This is a genomic window from Streptomyces sp. SJL17-4 (assembly GCF_036826855.1).
GTDB lineage: Bacteria > Actinomycetota > Actinomycetes > Streptomycetales > Streptomycetaceae > Streptomyces.
In genome coordinates this window covers 1,431,328-1,453,182 of record NZ_CP104578.1, presented here as the reverse complement: position 1 = coordinate 1,453,182, position 21,855 = coordinate 1,431,328, and the positions used below count along the sequence as shown (strand labels likewise).

Sequence of the window (21,855 nt, the reverse complement as noted above, 5' to 3'; positions counted from 1 at the left end):
ACCGACCCGTCCCGCGCGCGTCCCGGGGCGCCGTCGGGCGCCCCGCGGTCACCTCTCGCGGTCACTCCTTGCCGACGAGATCCGCCGGGAAGGCACCCGCGACGGCGGCCGTGACCAGGAACCCGCGCCCCAGCTCGGTGAGCCGCTCGACCCCGGCCGCGCCGAGATGCTCGTACGGGGCGGTGTCGAGCCGGTCGGTGTGGTCCTCCAGCTCGGCGCGGAGGGCGGTACCCGCCTCGGTCAGCTCGCCCTCGGCGTCGAGCAGCCCGCGTCCGCGCAGTCGCTCCGCCGCCGCCTCCCAGTCGCCGCGCCGCCAGCCGCGGGAGCCGAGTACCCAGCGCGGGGCCATGCCCTTGCCGGTGGCGGTGTGGGAGACGAGGGCCTCGACGGGGTCGAGCCCGGCCGAGAGCAGGGCCACGAGGTGTCCGTCGCCCCGGTGCTCGCGCAGCAGGGTGGCGGCGTACCAGTAGGCGAGGTGGGGCTCCTCGGGTACCGGCAGGTCCGCGTGGGCCGAGTAGAGCGGCCGGGCGTGCCGGGTGCAGGCCTCGGTGGCGCGCAGGGCGAGCTCCGCCGCCTCGGCCATCTCCGCGGAGGCGACGGTGTCCTCGCCGAGCAGCCGGCGCAGGGTGGCGTCGGCGGTGCGCAGCCGCGCCTCCAGGACCTGCGCGGGGGAGGCCGTCTCCCAGACGGCCGGGAGGTGCCGGGCGAGCAGCTCGTGGTTGTAGTTGTAGAAGGTCGCGGCGACGGTGCCGGGGCCCACCGCGCCGAGGGCGGCGCTGCGCGAGGCGAGCCGCATCGCGGTCGGGTCGGTGAAGCCCAGGGCGCCGAACTCGCGGTCCAGGTCGGGCGAGAAGTAGAGCGTGGAGTGCAGGGGGTTGAGCGCGTTGTGGCAGCGGCGTCCCGCGCGGGGCGGCAGAGCAGTCGTCGTCATGCCCGAAGGTTACCGACTGGTCGGTACGACTGGAACGGCCGGAACGGCCGGAACAGCCGGAGCACCCGGAACGGGCCCCGAGGCGGACCGCTTCCCCGGCCGTGATGGCAGAAAAGGTGGGATCGGCGTCATTGCGGCCGTCCCGGGCTCCTCCCAGGATGGAGCCATGACGCAGCGACCCGTACTCGTCGTCCTCTTCGACGGCGTGCAGAGCCTCGACGTCACCGGCCCCTACGAGGTGTTCGCCGGTGCCGGCCGCGCCTCCGGCGACCCGGACACGTACACGATCCGCACCGCGTCGCTCGACGGCGGACCGGTCCGCACCCACAGCGGGCTCCGGCTGCTCCCCGACACCACCCTCGCCGAGGCGGTCGCCGACGGCGCACCGCACACCCTCGTCGTCCCCGGCGGGGAGGGCACCCGGGAACCCGATCCGGCCCTGATCGGCTGGCTGCGCACCCACGCCCCGGCCGCCGGGCGTCTGGTCTCCGTCTGCACGGGGGCGCTGCTCCTCGCCGAGGCGGGGCTCCTCGACGGACACCGGGCGACGACCCACTGGGCCGCCTGCGACCACCTCGCCCGGTGCCACCCCGAGGTCGACGTCGACCCGGACCCCATCTTCGTCCGGGACGGACGGCTCGCCACCTCCGCCGGAGTCACGGCCGGCATCGACCTGGCCCTCGCCCTCGTGGAGGAGGACCTGGGCCGGGACGTCGCCCTCACCGTCGCCCGTCACCTGGTCGTCTTTCTGCGCCGTCCCGGCAACCAGGCCCAGTTCAGCGTCCAGCTCGCCGCCCAGACCGCCCGCCGGGAGCCGCTGCGCGACCTCCAGCAGTGGATCACCGAGCACCCCGAGGGCGACCTCTCGGTGGAGGCCCTCGCCGCCCGTGCCCGGCTCTCGCCCCGCCACTTCGCCCGCGCCTTCCAGGCGGAGACGGGGACGACCCCCGGCCGCTACGTCGACCGGGTACGCCTCGAACACGCCCGTCGCCTCCTGGAGGAGACCTCCCGCGGCGTCGAGGAGGTCGCCCGCGCCTCGGGCTACGGCACCCCCGAGGCCATGCGCCGCGCCTTCACCAAGACCCTCGGCACCGCGCCCGCCGACTACCGCCGCCGCTTCCACGCACCCGTCACCTGAGACACCCGTCAGCCGAAAGGGATCAGCATGCAGATCGCCGTCCTCCTCTTCGACCGCCTCACCACGCTCGACGCCATCGGCGCGTACGAGCTCCTCGGCCGTCTTCCCGGAGCCGAGACCGTCTTCGTGGCCAAGGAGACGGGACCGGTCAGGGGCGATCAGGGCAGCCTGGCCCTCGTCGCCGACAAGCCCCTCGCTGACGTCCCGCGCCCGGACATCGTCCTGGTGCCCGGCGGGCCCGGCTCCCGGGAGGCCATGGACGACCCGGAGATCCGGGCCTGGCTCCGCACCGCCGACGAGACCAGCACCTGGACCACCTCCGTCTGCACCGGCTCCCTGATCCTGGCCGCCGCCGGACTCCTCGACGGCCGCCGCGCCACCACCCACTGGCTCGCCTACGAGGAGCTCAGGGCGCTGGGCGTCGAACCCACCGGCGAGCGGGTCGTCTTCGACGGCAAGTACGTCACCGCCGCCGGGGTCTCCTCGGGCATCGACATGGCGCTCCACCTGCTCGGCCGGATCGCCGGGGACGAGGCCGCGCAGACGATCCAGCTGCTCACCGAGTACGACCCGCAGCCGCCGTACGACGCGGGCTCGCCCGACAAGGCCCCGGCGCACATCGTCGCCAAGTGGCGCGGCGAGGCCGTCGCCGTACAGGAGGGCTAGGCAGTGTCCGGCGGATCACGAGGCCATAGGGTCTGACCGTGATTGACCTCCAGGTCCGAGGCGAGAACGGCACGATCGAGGCCCGCGCGAAGCACGGTGTGGTCTGGGGTCCTGAGCTTGCTGGTCTTGATCAGTCAGTGTTTCCGATGCTGGGGCACCTGCTGCCGTATGCGGATACCGTTTTCAACCATCGACAGGTGGCGACGGCCCGGGAGTTCTTGAGCCGGTTGATCGTCCGCTCGACTTCGTTGCGGCGTTTGTAGATCTCTCTTTACGCCGTAAAGAACCTTGGCATGGCGCAGTGCGATCAGCGTCAGGACGTCATGGCAATGGGACGCCCAGACGGGGGAGGCGGTTCGCTCCGTTGGGCGAGACCGATGGGCCGGACCGGAGCAGGGGTGGTCGGCTGGCTCCAGCGCCGGGGCACCGGATGAGTGCTTCCCGGCGTAGAAGGAGGAGCACCCGATGTTCTGGCAGCGGTTCCGAAACAGCGGCCCGGCCACGCTTCAGTGGCGGTCACAACCCGACCGGCCGGCCGGTCATTCCCATCCCCTCCCACAGCCAGGGCGCTTCCGCCGTAGGCGGCTCGGGCTGTGGGCACTGCTGCTGGCGGCACTCATGCCAGCCCTGCCGGCAGCAGGCGCCCAGGCCGTCCCCCGTCACCCCCAGGTCCTCGTGGCGCCCCACGACGACGCAGACCCCGCGCAGGGCGGGACCGAAGACCGGCTCGGCAGTCCGACGACCACGTCCCTCGGGTCGTTCGGCGGCATCCGATACGTCCAGTACGACGGCGTGTTCGAAGGCCGGACGTCCACCGGCCGGTTCCGAGTGCCCTACCGGATCAGTGCCCCGGCCGAACCGCGCCGCTCCAACGGCACGGTGCTCGTGGAGCCGCCGCACTTCGTGGTGGGCCTCGGCACGCTCAACGTCTACCTCGGCAGGGATTTCCTGTTCCGCCGCGGCTTCGTACACGCCGGCGTCGGCTGGAGCACGCTCGGCAACCGCATCCTCGACCCCTCCGTCCCCGGCACGTTCATCGAGGGAGGAATCGAGGAGGACGGAGCTAGAGTCGACGACGAGATCATCACCGACTTCGCCAAAGCGCTCTCCTCCGGCGGCCGCCCGATGGTCGGGAAAGTGTCCCGGAAGTACGTCACGGGCTTCTCCGACAGCTCGTACCCCATCCTCCGCCTCGTCCACTCAGGCGCCGCCGCGGGCGTGTTCGACCTGGCCCTGCCGATCACCACAGAGGGCTTCGACCCGCAGGCCGACCTGGCGGCCGGCCGCTTCGACGGCAAGATCGTCATCGTGAATTCGGAAGCTGATGACTCCACGAACCTGACCGACCGAGGCGTCGCTCTGAATCGCTACCGCTTCTACGTCGTCGCGGGCAGTCCGCACATCCCGGATCCGCTGGACGCGCCGCTGGACCTGCCGTTCCCGGTGAGGCAGACGACACCGGCTTCGTTCGTACCCGCGCTGCGCGCGCATTTCCTGCAGGGGCATGACTGGGTCCGCAAGGGATCTCCGCCGGCGACGAGTACGCAGCTGCGTACTCAGAACGGCACCGTCGTCCGCGACGCCATCGGCAACGCGATCACCGAGGACCGCACCGGCCGACGGGTGCCCCGGCTGCCATTCGTCGAACTCGGCGAGGCGCGCTACATCTCCGGCTTCGTCGGCGGCTACGACAACGTGCGCACCGTGCAGCAACTCGGCTTCAGCTCCCACGAGGCCTACGCCAAGGCCTTCGCCGCCGAAGTCCGCGACTACCAGAAGGCCCGCTACATCCTGCCCGAGGACGCCGCCGACATGCGCCGGCGGGCACAGCTGTGCCCGCCGCTGACGTTCACCGAGACCTACCGCGACCATTACACCGAATTCGTCGCGATCCAGCCCTGCACGGCCGCGGCCCGCTGAGCCCCCGGCCGCGTCCACCCGGCCGGTGATGCATACGCTGTCCGCCCGTCCGCCCACCGGCGCTCCACCGCCGCCCTCGTATGTCCGCCGGGACGTACGGGGACGGGGTGGCCAAGCCGAGGGCGCGTGCGGGGTCAGGCGGCGGCGTCCAGGTGCTCGTCCAGGTCGACCGGTCCACAGCTGGCGACGAGCCGCTCCTGTCGTCCCTGTTGGCAGCGGGCGACCCGCACTTCGCCCACCAGTACTACAGGCACGTCCTCACCGCGCTCGGCCTGGACGCCCCAGACGACGACGAAGACCTGCGGGACGTCGTCGAAGCCGACGCCGAACAGGTCTTCACAGACTGGCGCTTCCGCTGAAACCGGCCGGACGAAGCACACGAGCTCACCCGGTCTGACGCAGCGCAGGAGAGCTGGTCGTACCGGCCTGCCCGGCAGGCTCGGCACGGGCGCGGCGGATCGCGGCCGCGCGCACGGCTTCGGCGGCCTGACGCTGCTGAGCACGGACGGCCTCGAGCGACGTTGGCACCTCGTCCTCCTGGTCCTGCTCGACGTCGGGGAAAGCGGTGGCAGCGAGCTCGCGGCGGACCCGCTCCTGCCGTACGACGGCGGCGGCCAGGGTCGGGTCCTCCTGGTGGGGCGGGGCGACCGCACGGTAAGCGGCGAGAGCACGGTGGTAGCCAGCCGATGCACTCTCCCGCGTCTTCACCAGCCCGGCTAGGTTCTGTCCGGCGGATCATGTGACTGTCGCATTGCTGGCTCGTTGTGTCTGGCATGGGGCGGGGTGATCTGACGAATGCCGAGTGGGTCCGGCTGGAGCCGCACTTGCCAGCGTCGGGGCTGCGTGGGGGACGGTGGAACGACCATCGCAGAGTGATCAACGGGATCTTGTTCCGGGTCCGGACCGGCATACCGTGGCGAGATGTTCCTGAGCGTTTCGGCAGTTGGAAGACCGTTTATGAACGGCACCGGCGTTGGTCGGCGGACGGTACGTGGGACCGGATCCTGTGTGCCGTCCAGGCCGACGCCGACCTCTCGGGCCGGATCAACTGGATCATGGTCAGCGTCGACTCGACGTCCTGCCGTGCCCATCAGCACGCGGCCGGCGCCCGCAAGAAGAAGCCACGTGTCCCGAAAAGAGGACGACGCCTCGGCACCACCGCCCCGACGAAGGACTCGGACGGTCTCGGGGCGGCCTGACCTGCACGATTCACCTCGTGGGTGAAGGTGGCTGCCGGCCGATGGCCTTCCTCCTCACGCCCGGCCAGTGGGGCGACGCGCCGCAGATGATCGAGGTCCTAGAACGGATCCGTGTTCCCCGCCCCCAAGGCGGTCGCCCCCGCACCCGGCCGGACCACTTGGGCGGCGACAAGGCATACAGCCAAGACCAGCAAGCTCAGGACCCCAGACCACACCGTGCTTCGCGCGGGCCTCGATCGTGCCGTTCTCGCCTCGGACCTGGAGGTCAATCACGGTCAGACCCTATGGCCTCGTGATCCGCCGGACACTGCCTAGCCGTACAGGAGGGCCGGCCGCGCAGAAGGCTCAGACCTCAGCTCCCGTACGTGAAGCGGGGCGCCCGGCGTTCCAGGAAGGCGGCCACACCCTCCGCGGTGTCGCCGCTGCCACGCGCCTGCTCCGCCCAGTGGGCGTCCCGGTCCAGCCGTCCGTCGGCGAACTCCTTGGCCGCCGACTGGGTGAGCAGGGACCGTGAGGCGAGCACCCGGGCGAACTCGGCGACCCGCTTGTCCAGCTCGCCCACCGGGTGCAGCTCGTCCACGAACCCGGTCCGCAGCGCCCGCTCCCCGTCGATCAACTCACCCGAGAACAGCAGGTACTTGGCGGTCGAGGGGCCCACCAGTGCGGCGAGCCGCCGGGTCGACGAGGACGGGTAGACGATGCCGAGCTTCGACGGGGTGATCCCGAAGCGGGCGCCCTCCTCGGCGAACCGCAGATCGCAGGCGGCGGCGAGCTGGCTGCCGCCACCGACGCAGAAAGCCCCGGACGGCCGCCAGGGTCGGCCGGGGGAACGCGGCGAGCGCCTCCTCGGCCCGTACCGCGAGCGTCTGCTGCTCGTCCCCGGGCTCCCGGAGCGCCGAGATGTCGGCCCCGGCGCAGAAGGTGTCGCCCTCACCCGTCAGGACCAGCACCCGGACGGCCGGGTCGGCGGCGAGCCGGTCCAATACGCCGGGCAGCGCCCGCCACATGCCGGCGCTCATCGCGTTGCGCTTGGCGGGGTTGGCGATGACGACGGTGGCGATGCCGTCCGTGACGCTGTCCTTCAGCTGCGGCTCCATGGGCCGGATGCTATCCGCCGCACTCGAACGTACGATCAGGAAGGGGTCGCCCCGAGGAGGCACCGCATGGCCGAGGACGTCCACGAGCCGCACGAGGAACCGGACCCGGTCCGCGCGATGGCACGCGAGGGGAAACGGCTCAACCGGAGCTTCAGCTGGCTGGCCGTGCTCGGCACCCTGCTCGTGATCGGCGGCGTCGTCGGCCTGATCTACACAGGCCTTGCCACCCTGACGTCGATGCTGCTCTTCGGCTGGCTGCTCCTGATCGGCGGAGTCGTCGGGCTGCTCCAGGCGATCCAGTCGCGCGGCACCAGCTACTTCTGGCTCGCCGTGGTGGTGGCCGCCCTGAACATCGCGGCCGGTGTCGTGGTGATCCGTCACCCGGAGGGCTCGGCCGAGGCGCTGACGATGTTCGCCGCCCTGCTCTTCCTCACCGGCGGTGTCTTCAGGCTGGTCGGCAGCGTGGTGGTGCGCGGGCCGCAGTTCGGCTGGACCCTGCTCCAGGGCGCCTTCGGCCTGCTGCTCGGCCTGCTCGTCCTGTTCGACTGGCCGGACAGCAGCCGGTACGTGCTCGGGGTCTTCTTCTCGCTCGCGTTGCTCTTCGACGGCCTCGGTCTGATCGCGATCGGAGTGGGCGGGCGACGGATCGTCAGTATGGTGACGCCGACGCCCGTGTCCAGCACGCCCTTGGAGCAGTCAGAAAGTGCGCCCGATCAGTCGAACAACTGACATCGGCATACCCACCCGATCGGAAAGCGGCCGATAAGTGTCGACTTCTGGTCAGTAGGCCGGTCCGCCTGCGCGCATTGCCAAGACTCGATCCGTGGCGAGAATCGAGCACGAGGGTGGGAACCGTACCGTGGAGAACCACGGAGGTGGCCCCGCCCGGCAACCGTCCTACGAAGGAGTCTGGCGCTTCACCGCTGCCGCGGTCGACGTCTCCGTACCGCAGGCCCGGCACGCCGTACGCGACCTGCTGGTCCGCCAGGGCGTCCCCGTCCATGAGGAGATCATGGACGGCCTGCTGCTGATCGTCTCCGAGCTGGTCACCAACGCCGTGCGGCACGCGGCGCTGCTGTCCCCGGAGATAGCGGTGGAGGTGGCCATCGGGCCCGAGTGGATCCGGGTGTCCGTCGAGGACAATCACCCTTACCGCCCCAAGGCCCTTGAGGCGGACTACGGGCAGACGGGCGGCCGCGGACTGCTTCTGGTCCGCGAGATCGCGCAGCAGTCGGGCGGTGCGTGCGACGTCGAGCACACCGCGAGCGGCGGCAAGATCATCTGGGCGGCGCTGCCCCTGGCCCCGATGGCACCGGGGCCGGGAGCGGCGATCCACCAGCCGGTCGTCACCAGCCCCCGGACGGACCCGTCAGTTCCCTGACCGCCGGACGCGCCGCGTCGAGCACCGTCATGAACCAGGCGGAGAAGGGCGCGGCGGCGTGGCGCTCGGCCAGCTCGGCGGCGGTCACGAAGACGGTGTCCTCGATCTCCTCCGGGTCCGGCCGCGGCGCGGCCTGCACCAGACCGACGAAGAGGTGGTTGAACTCCTGCTCCACCAGGCCGGAGGCCGGGTCCGGGTGGTTGTAGCGGACGGTGCCGGCCTCCGCGAGCAGCGTGGGCGAGACGCCGAGCTCCTCGAAGGTCCGCCGGGCGGCGGCGGCGAACGGCGCCTCGCCCGGGTAGGGGTGGCCGCAGCAGGTGTTCGACCAGACACCGGGGGAGTGGTACTTGCCGAGCGCCCGGCGCTGGAGCAGCAGCCGGCCCGCCTCGTCGAACAGGAAGACGGAGAAGGCGCGGTGCAGCAGCCCGGGCGCCTGGTGGGCGGCGAGCTTCTCCGCCGTGCCGATGGTCGTCCCGTCCTCGTCGACCAGTTCGAGCATGATCGGCGCCGGGGCTTCGGACGGCTGGACACCGTTCGACATGATCTCCGGCGTCTCCGGCGAGATCTGAGCCGCGGTGGCTGGTGTGGTCGGCATACCCATCCTTCGCTTCGGTCCTCGCCCCGGCGGGGCCACCTCAGTCTGCCGTACAAAAGCGGCTTGTCCGTACTTCGGAGGCCGGACGTGGCCGCTCCCACCGCACCGGAGTACAACCGGTGCGGCGGGAGCGGAGTGACGGCACGGGGCGGCTAGACCCCGAAAGCCGCCGGATAGGCGATCGTGCCGGGCGGTACGGGTACGGAGTCGTCCAGGACGAGCGCCATCATGGCCTCGTCCGGAACCTCGAAACCTGGCTTGATTCCATACTCGGACGCCCGTACGAACCCGAACTTCGGGTAGTACTCCGGGTGCCCCAGGACGAGCACGAGCGGCTCACCCCGCAGCCGCGCCGCGTCGAGCACCGCACGGACGACGGCCTTTCCGGCCCCCGTCCGCTGGTACGCGGGCGCCACCGCGACCGGAGCGAGCGCCGCCGCGGGGGCGCCGTCCACCAGGCAGCGGGTGATCAGGGCGTGCGCCGCGATCGAGCCGTCCGGGGCCTCGGCCACGTACGACAGGCCCGGGAGCCAGGCGTCGGGGTCCCGCCGCAGCGCGTCGACCAGCTCGGCCTCCGCCTCCGACCCGAAGGCGGCGGCCACGAGCGGCCGGACCGCCGAGGCCTCCCCGGCGGCCTCCGGACGGGTGCGCCAGCGCGGATCCGCCGGCCGCAGGACGAATCCCGCGTACCCGTAGTCGGAGCCGTGCTCGCGGCGCAGGGTGATCTCGGCGCGGGCCCCGGCGACCGCCTCGGCCATGCCGGGGACCGTGGTGTCCGCCGCCTCGGCGTGCGCGGCGAGCGGACCGTAGTACTCGTCCCAGTCGCTCTCGGGCTGCGGGACGGTTCCGAGGACGTGGTAGCCGGCCGCGACGGCCGCCGCGGCGTTCCCGGTGACGGTACGGAGCGGGTAGTGCTCCTCCCAGAAGGCGCGGGCCCCGGGGCCCGGCTCCGCGGTGGTCCAGACGCACTCGGTGAGCACCAGGGTGCCTCCGGGTGCCAGCAGCCTGCGCCACTCGGTGACCGCCCGGTCGAAGCCGAGGACGAAGACCGAGCTCTCGGCCCAGACCAGGTCGAAGGAGCCGTCCGGGAACGGCAGCGCGCCCATGTCGGCGCGGAGGGTGTGGATCGAGCCGTCGAGCCCGCGGTCGGCGGCGGACTGCCGCAGTTCCGCGAGGAACGGTTCGTGGGTGTCGACGGCGGTCACCTCGGCGCCCGCCTCGGCCGCCAGGAGCAGCGCGGAACGGCCCGGGCCGCAGCCCAGGTCGAGCACGCGCGGACGCTCGGGCAGCGGCCCGGTGAGCGCGAGGAGCCGACGCGTGGTGGCGTCGGAGCCGGGGCCCTGCCGCGGAAGACCGTGGTGCAGGGCGAAGAAGGAATCGTGCAGAGCGTTGTCGGACAACGTGGGAAACCCTTTGTGAGAGGGTCCCGGCCGACGACGTGACGGACCGGTGGGAACCGGGATCAGGTCAGCCGGAGACCCGGAAGCTGAGGGAGGACCGGGTGCTGCCGCTCGGGGCAGCCTCCATCGCGACGGTCATCAACCTCAGCTCCTCTCTCCACACGTTCGTACGAAAAGACTAGCAGGACGCGGTCCTCACAGGCACAGCTTGGCCTCGTGCTCCGCGTGGCCGGCGGGCTCCAGCTGGAAGGTGCAGTGCTCCACGTCGAAGTGCGAGCCCAGGCATCCCTGGAGGGAGTGCAGCATCTTCTCGTGACCGACCGAGTCGAGCGCGTCCTGGTCCACGACCACGTGCGCCGAGAGCACCGGCATCCCCGAGGTGATCGTCCAGGCGTGCAGGTCGTGGACGTCCTCGACGCCCGGCAGGGCCAGGATGTGGGCCCGTACCTCCATCATGTCGACGCCCTTGGGGGCCGCCTCCAGGAGGACGTCCAGCGTCTCGCGCAGCAGCTTGACCGTACGGGGGACGATCATCAGACCGATCAGGATGGAGGCGATCGGGTCGGCGTACTGCCAGCCCGTGACCAGGATGATGCCGGCCGCGACGATCACCGTGACCGACCCCAGCGCGTCCGCGAGCACCTCCAGATACGCCCCGCGCACATTGAGGCTGTCCTTCTGGCCCCGCATGAGCAGCGACAGCGAGATCACGTTGGCGACCAGGCCGACCGCCGCGACCGCGATCGCCAGACCGCCCTTGGTCTCGGCCGGCTCGAAGAACCGCTGGATCGCCTCGTACAGCACGTAGCCGCCGACGCCGAGGAGCAGAAGACAGTTGGCGAGCGCCGCGAGGATCTCGGCCCGCGCGAACCCGAAGGTGCGGTTCCCCGACGGGGGCCGGTTGGCGAAGTGGATCGCGAGCAGCGCCATCGCGAGGCCGACCGCGTCGGTCGCCATGTGCGCCGCGTCGGCGATCAGCGCGAGCGAGTCGGAGAGCACGCCGCCGATGATTTCGATCACCATCACGGAGAGTGTGATGCCGAGCGCGACGCGCAGCCGGTTCTTGTACGCGGCCCCGGCCGTACCCGTCGGCGCAGGGCCGCCGTGACTGTGCCCGTGGTCGTGTCCAGCCCCCATGACATGGCCTCCAGATCTCTGTTCGCAGGTGCCCCGAGTCGCAAGTCAACTACGGGTGGGGGGTATGTGCAACACGGTACTGAACACCGTTGTCATATGCTCTGACCTGCGGCGATGCATTCCGGACCGGCCGTGGCGGGAAGGTGGTGCCGGGCTCGTCGTGCGGGCCCCGGCCGGAGCCCCGCCGGAGCCGGCCGCCGTCGTCTTGTGAGGCGGGTCGCAGATCACCCATGATGATCTCCACGGGGTCACCCGCACCCGTGCGGACGTGGGTGGGCCCGGGGGAGTCCGGCCCGCAAAGCCTCGGTGAACTCATGCCCTGTTTCATCCGATAGCCTCAGCCGACGTGTCGCCGCCCCGTGCCGGGCCGCACCGCCGCGCCCGGGGCCGCCATGGGCCCCGCCGGCCCCTCGTCAGCTCCAAGGAGTGAGTTCGTCTGTCGACCGCCATCCTCACCGGCCCGCCGGCACCCGGATCCTCGCTCGACGGAGATCTGCGGTCGCTCGGCTTCGACGTCAAGGCCGCCGCCGGACCCGCTGAGACCGGCGCCCTGCTCGCCGCCGTCCCCGCGGGCGAGCGCGTCGCGCTCGTCGACCCCCGGTTCGTCGGCCACGTGCACGCGCTGCGCCTCGCCCTCACCGACCCCCGGTTCCCCGCGGCCGCCGCACCCGGCGCGCTCACCGTGCAGAACGGGGCCCGCCCCGCGCTCGCCCGCGCCCTGACCGCCGCCGGGGCCGACGGCACCGACGGCGAGGACCTCACCGGGACGCTCGCCGACGCCCTCGACGCCGACGGCGTCGCCGTGCACCGGCCCCAGCTCGGCACCCTCGTCGCCACCGTGCCCACCGACGCCGAGGCCCGCCACGAGGCCCGCGCCGCCGTGGACGCCGTCGACGACGAGGCCGTCCGCCTCCGCTCCGCCGTGAAGGCCCACGACGGCTTCTTCACCACCTTCTTCATCAGCCCGTACTCGCGCTACATCGCCCGCTGGTGCGCGCGCCGCGGCCTGACCCCCAACCAGGTCACCACCGCCTCGCTGCTCACCGCCCTGATCGCGGCCGGCTGCGCGGCGACCGGCGAGCGCGGCGGCTACATCGCCGCAGGCGTCCTGCTCCTCGTCTCCTTCGTCCTCGACTGCACCGACGGGCAGCTCGCCCGGTACGCGCTGAAGTACTCGACGATGGGCGCCTGGCTCGACGCCACCTTCGACCGCGCCAAGGAGTACGCCTTCTACGCCGGCCTCGCCCTCGGCGCGGCCCGCAACGGCGACGACGTCTGGGCCCTCGCGCTCGGCGCGATGATCCTCATGACCTGCCGGCACGTCGTGGACTTCTCGTTCAACGAGGCCAACCACGACGCGACCGCCAACACCAGCCCCACCGCGGCGCTCTCCGACCGGCTCGACAGCCTCGGCTGGACCGTCTGGGCCCGCCGGATGATCATCCTGCCGATCGGCGAGCGCTGGGCCATGATCGCGGTCCTCACCGCCGTCACCAGCCCGCGGATCGTCTTCTGGGCCCTGATCATCGGCTGCGCCTTCGGCGCCTGCTACACCACGGCCGGCCGCGTGCTGCGCTCCCTGACCCGCAAGGCGAAGCGCACCGACCGGGCCGCCCAGGCCCTGGCGGACCTCGCGGACTCCGGGCCGCTCGCCGCGCTCACGAACCGGATCCTCGGCCGCACCGGCATCCTGATGCTTCCGCCGCTGGTCCTCGCGGTGATCGCCACGGGCGCGATGCTCGCCGCGGCCCTGAGCCGCCCCTTCGGGTCCGACCAGACCGTCGTCGCCGCCGTCTTCTACGTGGTGTTCGCCGGCGCGGCCGTCGCCCGCCCCCTCAAGGGCGCCCTCGACTGGCTGCTCCCGCCGCTCTTCCGGGCCGCCGAGTACGGCACGATCCTGATCCTCGCGGCCCGCTCCGAGGTGAACGGGGCATTGCCCGCGGCCTACGGACTGGTGGCCGCCGTCGCCTACCATCACTACGACACGGTGTACCGCATCCGCGGCGGCACCGGCGCGCCGTCCACGTGGCTGGTGCGCACGATCGGCGGTCACGAGGGCCGCACGTTGCTGGTGACCGTCCTCGCCGCCCTGCTGGCGAGCCGTGGCAACGACTTCACCCTGGCGCTCACCGCCCTGGCGGTCACCATCGCGCTTGTGGTGCTCGTGGAGTCCATCCGTTTCTGGGTGTCCTCCGCAGCACCCGCCGTACATGACGAAGGAGAAACAGCATGATCGGTCTCGTTCTGGCAGCCGGTGCCGGACGGCGTCTGCGCCCCTACACCGACACGCTTCCGAAGGCCCTCGTGCCCGTGGACGGTGACACCACCATCCTCGACCTCACGCTGAAGAACTTCGCCGAGATCGGCCTCACCGAGGTCGCGATCGTCGTCGGCTACCGCAAGGAGGCCGTCTACGACCGCAAGGAGGCCCTGGAGGCGAAGTACGGCCTCACGCTCACCCTCGTCGACAACGACAAGGCCGAGGAGTGGAACAACGCCTACTCCCTGTGGTGCGCCCGTGAGGTCCTCAAGCGCGGTGTGATCCTCGCCAACGGCGACACCGTCCACCCGGTCTCCGTCGAGAAGACCCTGCTCGCCGCCCGCGGCGACGGCAAGAAGATCATCCTCGCCCTCGACACGGTGAAGAACCTCGCCGACGAGGAGATGAAGGTCATCACCGCCGAGGGCAAGGGCGTCCAGCGCATCACCAAGCTGATGGACCCGGCCACCGCCACCGGCGAGTACATCGGTGTCACCCTCATCGAGGCCGAGGCCGCCGAGGAGCTCGCCGACGCCCTCAAGGCCACCTTCGAGCGCGACCCCGACCTGTACTACGAGGACGGCTACCAGGAGCTGGTCAACCGCGGCTTCACCGTCGACGTCGAGCCCATCGGTGACGTCAAGTGGGTCGAGATCGACAACCACGACGACCTCGCGAAGGGCCGTGAGATCGCGTGCCAGTACTGACCCGACTGATCCCCTCACCGGTCGTCGTCGACATCCGCAGGGGAGCGCTGGACGACCTGTCCGCGCTCCTCGCGGACCAGCGGATCTCCAGCAACGGCAAGATCGCCGTCGCGATCAGCAGCGGCTCGGGCCTGAAGCTGCGTGACCACTTCGCGCCCGAGCTGCCCGGCGCCGACTGGTACCCGGTCTCCGGTGGCACCATCGACGAGGCCGTGAAGCTCGCCGACGCCATGCGCGGCAAGCGGTACGACGCCGTGGTCGCCCTCGGCGGCGGCAAGATCATCGACGTGACGAAGTACGCGGCGGCCCGGGTCGGGCTGCCGCTGGTGGCCATCGCCACCAATCTCTCGCACGACGGGATCTGCTCCCCGATCTCGACCCTGGACAACGACAACGGCCGGGGTTCGTACGGTGTGCCCACCCCGATCGCCCTGCTCATCGACCTGGACGTGATCAGGGACGCGCCGGTCCGCTTCGTGCGCTCCGGCATCGGCGACGCGATCTCCAACCTCTCCGCCATCGCCGACTGGGAGCTCTCCCACGAGGTGACCGGCGAGCCCGTCGACGGCCTCGCGGCCGCCATGGCCCGCAGCGCCGGAGAGGCCGTGCTCCGCCACCCCGGCGGCGTCGGCGACGACGACTTCCTCGTCACCCTCTCCGAGGGCCTGGTGATGTCCGGCATCGCGATGTCGATCAGCGGGGACAGCCGCCCCTCCTCGGGCGCCTGCCACGAGATCAGCCACGCGTTCGACCTGCTCTTCCCGACCCGCGCCGCCAGCCACGGCGAGCAGTGCGGACTCGGCGCGGCCTTCGCCATGCACCTGCGCGGAGCCCACGACGGCTCCGGTCAGATGGTCGAGACACTGCGCCGGCACGGCCTCCCCGTCACGCCGGAGGAGATGGGCTTCACCGTGGACGAGTTCGTCCAGGCGGTGTCCTTCGCCCCGCAGACCCGGCCGGGCCGCTTCACCATCCTCGAACACCTCGACCTGTCCGACGACCAGATCAGGGACGCGTACGCCGACTATGCCAAAGCCATCGGTAGCTGAGCTCCGCCCGGTCGTCCACCCCCCGGGTGTGAAGGACCGGCGCAGCGGAGAGCACTGGGGCGGCCGCCTGTACATGCGGGAGATCTCGCTCCGGATCACCCGGCAGCTCGTCGGCACCAGGATCACGCCGAACCAGCTCACGTACGTGATGACCCTCGCGGGCGTCCTCGCGGCACCGGCCCTGCTGGTGCCCGGGATCCCCGGGGCGCTGCTCGGCGCGCTCATGGTCCAGCTCTACCTGCTGCTCGACTGCGTCGACGGCGAGGTGGCCCGCTGGAAGAAGCAGTTCTCGCTGGGCGGCGTGTACCTGGACCGGGTCGGCGCCTACCTGTGCGACGCGGCGGTGCTCGTCGGCTTCGGCCTGCGCGCCGCCGACCTGTGGGGCTCGGGCCGGATCGACTGGCTCTGGGCCTTCCTCGGCACCCTGGCCGCCCTCGGCGCCATCCTGATCAAGGCCGAGACCGACCTCGTCGGCGTCGCCCGGCACCAGGGCGGTCTGCCGCCGGTCAAGGAGTCGGCCTCCGAGCCGCGCTCCTCCGGCATGGCGCTGGCCCGCCGGGCGGCCGGTGCGCTGAAGTTCCACCGGCTCGTCCTCGGCATCGAGGCCTCCCTGCTGATCGTGGTCCTGGCCATCGCGGACCAGGTCAGGGGCGACCTCTTCTTCAGCCGTCTCGGTGTCGCCGTCCTCGCCGGCATCGCGCTGCTCCAGACCGTGCTGCACCTCGTATCGATCATGGTTTCGAGCAGGCTGAAGTGAGGCCGGCCGTGAGCACGCCGCTCAGGGTGGGAGCCGTCGTCATCACGATGGGCAACCGCCCCGACGACCTGCGCGCGCTGATCGACTCGGTCGCCGAGCAGGAGGGCGACCGCATCGAGGTCGTCGTCGTCGGGCAGGGCACCCCGGTCTCCGGGGTGCCCGACTGGGTGCGGACCGTCGACCTGCCGGACAACGTCGGCATCCCCGCCGGCCGGAACATCGGCATCGAGGCCTTCGGCCCCGGCGGCACCGACGTCGACGTCCTCCTCTTCCTGGACGACGACGGGCGGCTCGCGCACCCGGACACCGCCGAACTGGTCCGGCAGGCCTTCACCGCCGACCCGCGCCTCGGCATCATCACGTTCCGGATCGCCGACCCGGCGACCGGGGTCACCCAGCGCCGGCACGTGCCGAGGCTCCGCGCCTCCGACCCGATGCGCTCCTCGCGGGTGACGACCTTCCTCGGCGGCGCCAACGCCGTCCGCACCAAGGTGTTCGCCGAAGTCGGCGATCTGCCGGGCGAGTTCTTCTACGCGCACGAGGAGACCGACCTCGCCTGGCGCGCGCTCGACGCCGACTGGATGATCGACTACCGTGCGGACATGGTGCTGTTGCACCCCACCACAGCACCCTCCCGGCACGCCTCGTACCACTTCAACGTGGCCCGCAACCGAGTCTGGCTGGCACGCCGCAATCTGCCCGCGCCCCTGGTGCCGGCGTATCTCGGCGTCTGGCTCCTGCTCACCCTGGCCCGTCGGCCCTCGCTCTCCGCACTGAAGGCATGGTTCGGCGGATTCCGCGAAGGCTGGAAGACCCCCTGCGGACCGCGCCGCCCCATGAGGTGGCGTACGGTGTGGCGGCTGACCCGGCTGGGTCGCCCCCCGGTCGTCTGACATCGTGGTACCGACGTGCCGCGCATCTTGAACACGAAAGTTTCGACTTGTGAGTGACACACAGCAGGGCGGGGCGGTCGCGACGAGCGCGCCCCCGTCCGTCGACGAGGGCCTCACGCCGGCCGCGCTGGCCGCGAAGTACGGTCTCTCGGTCAGCGGCGCCAGGCCCGGACTGTTCGAGTACGTCCGTGAGCTGTGGAGCCGCCGCCACTTCATCATGGCGTTCTCCTCGGCGAAGCTGACCGCCCAGTACAGCCAGGCCAAGCTCGGCCAGGTGTGGCAGGTGGCGACCCCGCTGCTGAACGCCCTGGTCTACTACCTGATCTTCGGGCTCATCCTGGGCGCGAGCCAGGGAATGACCAAGGACGTGTACATCCCGTTCCTGGTCACCGGCATCTTCGTGTTCACCTTCACCCAGAGCTCGGTCATGGCCGGCGTCCGGGCGATCTCCGGGAACCTGGGCCTGGTCAGGGCCCTGCACTTCCCGCGGGCCTCGCTGCCGATCTCCTTCTCGCTCCAGCAGCTCCAGCAGCTGCTGTACTCGATGATCGTGCTCGTGGCGATCGTGGTCTCGTTCGGCAGCTACCCCTCCCTCCGGTGGCTGCTGGTGATCCCGGGACTGTTCCTCCAGTTCGTGTTCAACGTCGGACTGGCCATGATCATGGCCAGGATGGGCTCCAAGACCCCCGACCTGGCGCAGCTGATGCCGTTCGTGATGCGCACCTGGATGTACGCGTCCGGCGTGATGTTCTCGCTCCGCACGATGCTCGCCGACAAGCCGGCGTGGATCGGCGACATCCTCATGTACAACCCGGCGGCCGTCTACATGGACCTCATCCGGTTCGCGCTGATCGACGGCTACGGCTCCGAGAACCTGCCGGCGCACGTCTGGATGACCGCGCTCGCCTGGGCCCTGGTCTTCGGCATCGGCGGCTTCGTCTACTTCTGGAAGGCCGAGGAGAGGTACGGCCGTGGCTGACACCGACACGAACACCAAGCGGTCCGAGGTTCCCACCGTCATCTGCGACGACGTCCACATCGTCTACCGGGTCAACACCGGTGGCGGCGGCAAGGGCAGCGCCACGGCGGCGCTCAGTCGGATCGTCGGCCGCGGCAAGGCCGAGGTCAGCCGGGGCGTCCGCAAGGTCCACGCGGTCCGCGGCGTCACCTTCACCGCCTACCGCGGCGAGGCCATCGGCCTCATCGGCTCCAACGGCTCCGGCAAGTCCACGCTCCTGCGCGCCGTCGCCGGGCTGCTCCCCACCGAGAGCGGCAAGGTCTACACGGACGGTCAGCCCTCGCTCCTGGGCGTCAACGCGGCCCTCATGAACGACCTCACCGGCGAGCGCAACGTGATCCTGGGCGGCCTCGCCATGGGCATGAGCCGCGAGGAGGTGCGCTCGCGCTACGAGGGGATCGTCGACTTCTCCGGCATCAACGAGAAGGGCGACTTCATCAGCCTGCCCATGCGCACGTACTCCTCCGGCATGGGCGCCCGGCTCCGCTTCGCCATCGCGGCCGCCAAGAACCACGACGTCCTCCTCATCGACGAGGCGCTGGCGACCGGTGACCGCAAGTTCCAGATCCGCTCCGAGGAGCGCATCCGCGAGCTCCGCAAGGAGGCCGGCACGGTCTTCCTGGTGAGCCACAGCAACAAGTCCATCCGGGACACCTGCGACCGGGTGCTCTGGCTGGAGAAGGGCCAGCTCCTGATGGACGGGCCCACGGACGAGGTCCTCAGGGCGTACGAGCGGGAGACCGCCCGCTAGGGCCTGCCGGACATCAGTCCCCGCGAGGAGCCCCTGCCGGAAATCCGGTAGGGGCTCTTCCGTTTTCCGCGCGTCGCGCCGCCACCTGGAATGTTCATGCTGGCAACATCGGGCAGGATGAGCCCATGGCAGCGATCTCGGGGGGAAAGACCTACCACCACGGCGATCTGCGCAACGCGCTGATCTGCGCCGCCGTCGACCTCGCCACCGAGGGCGGCCCCGAACGGGTCGTCCTGCGCGAGGCGGCCCGCCGGGTCGGCGTCTCGCCGACCGCCGCCTACCGGCACTTCGACGGACGGGGCGAACTCCTCCGCACCGTCAGGACCCACGCCCAGTGCGTCCTCGCCGACGCCATGGAGCGGGCCGCGGGCCGCGAGCCCGGGGCCGACGATCCCGCCCTCGCCGCGGAGCGCCGGGTCGCCGCCCTCTGCCGGGGGTACGTCGGCTTCGCCGTCGACCAGCCCGGTCTCTACCGCGCCGCGTTCTGCGTGGCCCGCCCGGACGGAACGGCCGGGCCGATGCCGGAGCGGCAGGCGCCCGAACCCGAGGTCCGCGCGTTCACCCTGCTCCGGGACGCCCTTGAGGGCCTCGCCCGCGTAGGCACCCCACGACCCGCCGTCCGTCCGGCCGCGGGTGCCGCCGCGTGGTCGGCCGTGCACGGACTGTCACTTCTGCTGCTCGACGGGCCGCTTCGGCGCCTTCCCGTGCAGCGCAGGAACGCCGTCGTCGAGACGACCCTCGCCATGGTCGTCTCCGGCACGCGCGCCCTCTGACCTCACCGGGAAGCCGAACTTCCTTACGGTGTCGGAGGGTTGACGACTCGTACGGGTGATGTCCGGGACGCCCGGCCCCCCGGAATGGCGACGGTCGTCGTGCAACGTAAGCTGGACCGGTCTGTTTCGCGGCAAGTAGGGCGATACCCCACGACCATCGGGCCTCCATGCGGCGGCTCTACGGGCAGGGGTCGGCGGCGTGTCCGAAATAGGATGGATTGACTCGGCAGTGTAGAACGGGAGACGTGACGGCCATGACGCAGAATCTCCAGCTCCACGAGGGTCTCGCCGTCCCTCCGTCGGGCAGTGACCTGTGACGGACACCCGGCAGGCGCGCACCGACGCCTCCTCGCGCGCCACCCTCGGCAAGGCCGCGGACGAGAACTTCCCCGTGGCGCCCTTCTTCCTGCCCCGGGCCTGGCGGGACGACCTGATGGCCGTCTACGGCTTCGCCCGCCTCGTCGACGACATCGGAGACGGCGACCTCGCCCCCGGTGGCGCCGACGCGCGCCACCTCGGTCTCGACCCGGCGACGGCGCAGGACCGGCTCGCCTTCCTCGACGCCTTCGAGGCCGACCTCCACCGCGTCTTCGACGGCACCCCGCGTCACCCCCTCCTCCAGGGCCTGCTGCCGACCGTGCGCCGGTGCGGGCTCACCCCCGAGCCGTTCCTCGGCCTGATCGCCGCCAACCGCCAGGACCAGCAGGTCGGCCGCTACGAGACCTACGACGACCTCCTCGCGTACTGCGAGCTCTCCGCCAACCCCGTCGGGCGGCTCGTCCTCGCCATCACCGGCACCGACACCCCCGAGCGGATCAGGCGCTCCGACGAGATCTGCACCGCCCTCCAGATCGTCGAGCACCTCCAGGACGTCGCCGAGGACCTCGCCGACGACCGCGTCTACCTCCCCGCCGAGGACCTCAAGCGGTTCCACGTCACCGAGGACGACCTCGCCCGGCCCACCGCGGGAGCCTCGGTCCGTGCCCTGATCGCCTTCGAGGCCGAGCGGGCCCGCGAGCTGCTCCACGCGGGCGCCCCGCTCGTCGGCAGCGTCCACGGCCGGCTCCGCCTCCTCCTGGCGGGCTTCACCGCCGGGGGACTCGCGGCACTCGACGCGATCACCGACGCCGGATACGACGTGCTGACCGGCCCACCGAAGGCCACCAAGCCGAGCCTGATGCGCCAGGCGGGAGCGGTTCTGCTCCGGGCGCGGAGAGAGGGGTGAGCGCGACCGTGGAGGCACAGCCCCAGCCGTCCGCACCGGTCCAGGCCGCCTACAGCTACTGCGAGGCGGTCACCGGACAGCAGGCGCGGAACTTCGCCTACGGAATCCGGCTGCTGCCGACCGAGAAGCGCCAGGCGATGTCCGCTCTGTACGCGTTCTCCCGGCGCGTCGACGACATCGGAGACGGCACCCTCGCGCCCGAGGCCAAGCAGGAACGCCTGGAGGCCACCCGCGCCCTGCTCGACCGGATCCGCGACGGGAAGGTCGACGAGGACGACACCGACCCCGTCGCCGTCGCCCTCGCCGACTCGGCCCGCCGCTTCCCGATCCCGCTCGGCGGCCTCGACGAACTCATCGACGGCGTCCTCATGGACGTGCACGGCGCGACCTACGAGACCTGGGACGACCTCAAGGTCTACTGTCGCTGCGTCGCCGGGGCGATCGGCCGGATCTCCCTCGGCGTCTTCGGCACCCAGCCCGGCGCCCCGGGCGCCGACCGCGCACCCGAGTACGCCGACACCCTGGGCCTCGCGCTCCAACTCACCAACATCCTCAGGGACGTACGCGAGGACGCCGGGAACGGGCGGACCTATCTGCCCGCCGACGACCTCGCCAAGTTCGGCTGCGGCGAGGGCTTCGGCGGCGAGAAGCCGCCCGCCGGCGCCGACTTCGCCGGGCTCGTCCACTTCGAAGTGCGGCGCGCCCGCGCCCTGTTCGCGGAGGGCTACCGGCTGCTGCCCATGCTCGACCGGCGCAGCGGCGCCTGTGTCGCCGCCATGGCCGGCATCTACCGCCGTCTCCTCGACCGGATCGAACGCGACCCCGAGGCCGTGCTGCGCGGCCGCGTCTCGCTGCCGGGCCGCGAGAAGGCGTACGTCGCGGTGCGTGGCCTCTCGGGCCTGGACACCCGCACCGTCGCCCGGCGCGCCGTCAGGAGGCGTGCCTGATGCGTCCGTAC

Annotated in this window: 22 protein-coding genes and 2 pseudogenes; 18 read left to right on the top strand and 6 right to left on the bottom strand. The window is 71.5% G+C overall.

The window, feature by feature from the left end; all coding sequences use genetic code 11:
- Positions 1-61 precede the first annotated feature (61 nt).
- Positions 62-931: a hypothetical protein gene (locus N5875_RS06470; RefSeq protein ID WP_318209692.1), complete on the bottom strand. Its 870-nt coding sequence runs from the start codon at positions 929-931 to the stop codon at positions 62-64.
- Between the two features lie 166 nt (positions 932-1,097).
- Between N5875_RS06470 and N5875_RS06465 the strand changes: the two genes are divergently transcribed.
- The 5 genes from N5875_RS06465 (at position 1,098) to N5875_RS06445 (ending at position 5,014) form a co-directional block, all read left to right on the top strand.
- A complete protein-coding gene (locus tag N5875_RS06465) occupies positions 1,098-2,069 on the top strand; it encodes a GlxA family transcriptional regulator (RefSeq protein WP_318209691.1) in 972 nt (323 codons plus the stop codon).
- Positions 2,070-2,096: 27 nt separating this feature from the next.
- Positions 2,097-2,735, top strand: a complete 639-nt coding sequence (locus N5875_RS06460; protein ID WP_318209690.1) for a DJ-1/PfpI family protein — start codon at positions 2,097-2,099, stop codon at positions 2,733-2,735.
- 38 nt (positions 2,736-2,773) lie between these two features.
- Positions 2,774-2,998 (top strand): hypothetical protein, encoded by a 225-nt coding sequence (locus tag N5875_RS06455; protein ID WP_338492190.1) that lies wholly within the window; start codon positions 2,774-2,776, stop codon positions 2,996-2,998.
- A 355-nt stretch (positions 2,999-3,353) separates the two neighbouring features.
- Positions 3,354-4,655: an alpha/beta hydrolase domain-containing protein gene (locus tag N5875_RS06450; protein ID WP_318209688.1), complete on the top strand. Its 1,302-nt coding sequence runs from the start codon at positions 3,354-3,356 to the stop codon at positions 4,653-4,655.
- Between the two features lie 80 nt (positions 4,656-4,735).
- Entirely contained in the window at positions 4,736-5,014 is a 279-nt protein-coding gene (locus N5875_RS06445; RefSeq protein WP_338492188.1) for a hypothetical protein, read from the top strand.
- 25 nt (positions 5,015-5,039) lie between these two features.
- Here the strand turns inward: N5875_RS06445 and N5875_RS06440 are convergent, their stop codons facing one another.
- Positions 5,040-5,363: a hypothetical protein gene (locus N5875_RS06440; protein WP_338492186.1), complete on the bottom strand. Its 324-nt coding sequence runs from the start codon at positions 5,361-5,363 to the stop codon at positions 5,040-5,042.
- 65 nt (positions 5,364-5,428) lie between these two features.
- Here N5875_RS06440 and N5875_RS06435 point away from each other — a divergent pair.
- Positions 5,429-6,036: pseudogene (locus tag N5875_RS06435) on the top strand (IS5 family transposase); the annotation flags it as partial.
- A 170-nt stretch (positions 6,037-6,206) separates the two neighbouring features.
- Here the strand turns inward: N5875_RS06435 and N5875_RS06430 are convergent.
- Positions 6,207-6,951, bottom strand: a pseudogene (locus tag N5875_RS06430) (enoyl-CoA hydratase/isomerase family protein).
- 66 nt (positions 6,952-7,017) lie between these two features.
- Here N5875_RS06430 and N5875_RS06425 point away from each other — a divergent pair.
- Together N5875_RS06425 and N5875_RS06420 are read left to right on the top strand one after the other, a co-directional pair.
- Positions 7,018-7,680, top strand: coding sequence for a DUF308 domain-containing protein (locus tag N5875_RS06425; protein WP_318209684.1), 663 nt, complete (start codon positions 7,018-7,020; stop codon positions 7,678-7,680).
- 130 nt (positions 7,681-7,810) lie between these two features.
- A complete protein-coding gene (locus N5875_RS06420; protein WP_318209800.1) occupies positions 7,811-8,332 on the top strand; it encodes an ATP-binding protein in 522 nt (173 codons plus the stop codon).
- Here the strand turns inward: N5875_RS06420 and idi are convergent.
- The 3 genes from idi to N5875_RS06405 all read right to left on the bottom strand — a co-directional run bounded on the left by idi (position 8,298) and on the right by N5875_RS06405 (position 11,464).
- Positions 8,298-8,927, bottom strand: a complete 630-nt coding sequence (idi, locus tag N5875_RS06415; RefSeq protein WP_318209683.1) for an isopentenyl-diphosphate Delta-isomerase — start codon at positions 8,925-8,927, stop codon at positions 8,298-8,300. The genes N5875_RS06420 and idi overlap by 35 nt on opposite strands.
- Positions 8,928-9,079: 152 nt before the next feature.
- Positions 9,080-10,327 carry a bifunctional class I SAM-dependent methyltransferase/N-acetyltransferase gene (locus N5875_RS06410; RefSeq protein WP_318209682.1) on the bottom strand — a complete coding sequence of 416 codons (1,248 nt, stop codon included), beginning with the start codon at positions 10,325-10,327 and terminating at the stop codon, positions 9,080-9,082.
- Between the two features lie 195 nt (positions 10,328-10,522).
- Positions 10,523-11,464, bottom strand: coding sequence for a cation diffusion facilitator family transporter (locus N5875_RS06405; protein ID WP_318209681.1), 942 nt, complete (start codon positions 11,462-11,464; stop codon positions 10,523-10,525).
- A 436-nt stretch (positions 11,465-11,900) separates the two neighbouring features.
- Here N5875_RS06405 and N5875_RS06400 point away from each other — a divergent pair, with 436 nt between their 5' ends.
- From N5875_RS06400 to hpnD, 10 genes are all read left to right on the top strand, one after another.
- Complete coding sequence (locus tag N5875_RS06400) at positions 11,901-13,697, top strand: DUF5941 domain-containing protein (RefSeq protein WP_318209799.1); 1,797 nt, start codon at positions 11,901-11,903, stop codon at positions 13,695-13,697.
- Positions 13,694-14,431: a phosphocholine cytidylyltransferase family protein gene (locus N5875_RS06395; RefSeq protein ID WP_318209680.1), complete on the top strand. Its 738-nt coding sequence runs from the start codon at positions 13,694-13,696 to the stop codon at positions 14,429-14,431. Before N5875_RS06400 ends, N5875_RS06395 begins: the two co-directional genes overlap by 4 nt.
- Entirely contained in the window at positions 14,419-15,480 is a 1,062-nt protein-coding gene (locus N5875_RS06390; protein WP_338492184.1) for an iron-containing alcohol dehydrogenase family protein, read from the top strand. Before N5875_RS06395 ends, N5875_RS06390 begins: the two co-directional genes overlap by 13 nt.
- Positions 15,458-16,237 carry a CDP-alcohol phosphatidyltransferase family protein gene (locus N5875_RS06385; protein ID WP_318209678.1) on the top strand — a complete coding sequence of 260 codons (780 nt, stop codon included), beginning with the start codon at positions 15,458-15,460 and terminating at the stop codon, positions 16,235-16,237. The genes N5875_RS06390 and N5875_RS06385 overlap by 23 nt, the downstream gene beginning before the upstream one ends.
- 47 nt (positions 16,238-16,284) lie before the next feature.
- Entirely contained in the window at positions 16,285-17,130 is an 846-nt protein-coding gene (locus N5875_RS06380) for a glycosyltransferase (RefSeq protein WP_318209798.1), read from the top strand.
- 49 nt (positions 17,131-17,179) lie between these two features.
- On the top strand, positions 17,180-18,109 hold the full coding sequence (locus N5875_RS06375) for an ABC transporter permease (protein WP_318209677.1): 930 nt from the start codon (positions 17,180-17,182) through the stop codon (positions 18,107-18,109).
- Positions 18,102-18,899, top strand: a complete 798-nt coding sequence (locus N5875_RS06370; protein ID WP_318209676.1) for an ABC transporter ATP-binding protein — start codon at positions 18,102-18,104, stop codon at positions 18,897-18,899. Before N5875_RS06375 ends, N5875_RS06370 begins: the two co-directional genes overlap by 8 nt.
- 125 nt (positions 18,900-19,024) lie before the next feature.
- Positions 19,025-19,672, top strand: coding sequence for a TetR/AcrR family transcriptional regulator (locus N5875_RS06365; RefSeq protein WP_318209675.1), 648 nt, complete (start codon positions 19,025-19,027; stop codon positions 19,670-19,672).
- A 313-nt stretch (positions 19,673-19,985) separates the two neighbouring features.
- Positions 19,986-20,897, top strand: coding sequence for a squalene synthase HpnC (gene hpnC, locus N5875_RS06360; RefSeq protein ID WP_318209674.1), 912 nt, complete (start codon positions 19,986-19,988; stop codon positions 20,895-20,897).
- Positions 20,894-21,844 carry a presqualene diphosphate synthase HpnD gene (gene hpnD / locus N5875_RS06355; RefSeq protein ID WP_318209673.1) on the top strand — a complete coding sequence of 317 codons (951 nt, stop codon included), beginning with the start codon at positions 20,894-20,896 and terminating at the stop codon, positions 21,842-21,844. Before hpnC ends, hpnD begins: the two co-directional genes overlap by 4 nt.
- Positions 21,845-21,855 lie beyond the last annotated feature (11 nt).

Bases quoted from the DNA above. Each gene is read 5' to 3' on its own strand.
- N5875_RS06395 (WP_318209680.1), top strand. From the start codon at position 13,694: ATGATCGGTCTCGTTCTGGCAGCCGGTGCCGGACGGCGTCTGCGCCCC.
- N5875_RS06385 (WP_318209678.1), top strand. From the start codon at position 15,458: ATGCCAAAGCCATCGGTAGCTGAGCTCCGCCCGGTCGTCCACCCCCCG.
- N5875_RS06445 (WP_338492188.1), top strand. From the start codon at position 4,736: ATGTCCGCCGGGACGTACGGGGACGGGGTGGCCAAGCCGAGGGCGCGT.
- N5875_RS06450 (WP_318209688.1), top strand. From the start codon at position 3,354: ATGCCAGCCCTGCCGGCAGCAGGCGCCCAGGCCGTCCCCCGTCACCCC.
- N5875_RS06425 (WP_318209684.1), top strand. From the start codon at position 7,018: ATGGCCGAGGACGTCCACGAGCCGCACGAGGAACCGGACCCGGTCCGC.
- N5875_RS06470 (WP_318209692.1), bottom strand. From the start codon at position 931: ATGACGACGACTGCTCTGCCGCCCCGCGCGGGACGCCGCTGCCACAAC.
- N5875_RS06405 (WP_318209681.1), bottom strand. From the start codon at position 11,464: ATGGGGGCTGGACACGACCACGGGCACAGTCACGGCGGCCCTGCGCCG.
- idi (WP_318209683.1), bottom strand. From the start codon at position 8,927: ATGCCGACCACACCAGCCACCGCGGCTCAGATCTCGCCGGAGACGCCG.
- N5875_RS06460 (WP_318209690.1), top strand. From the start codon at position 2,097: ATGCAGATCGCCGTCCTCCTCTTCGACCGCCTCACCACGCTCGACGCC.
- N5875_RS06380 (WP_318209798.1), top strand. From the start codon at position 16,285: ATGGGCAACCGCCCCGACGACCTGCGCGCGCTGATCGACTCGGTCGCC.
- N5875_RS06365 (WP_318209675.1), top strand. From the start codon at position 19,025: ATGGCAGCGATCTCGGGGGGAAAGACCTACCACCACGGCGATCTGCGC.
- N5875_RS06465 (WP_318209691.1), top strand. From the start codon at position 1,098: ATGACGCAGCGACCCGTACTCGTCGTCCTCTTCGACGGCGTGCAGAGC.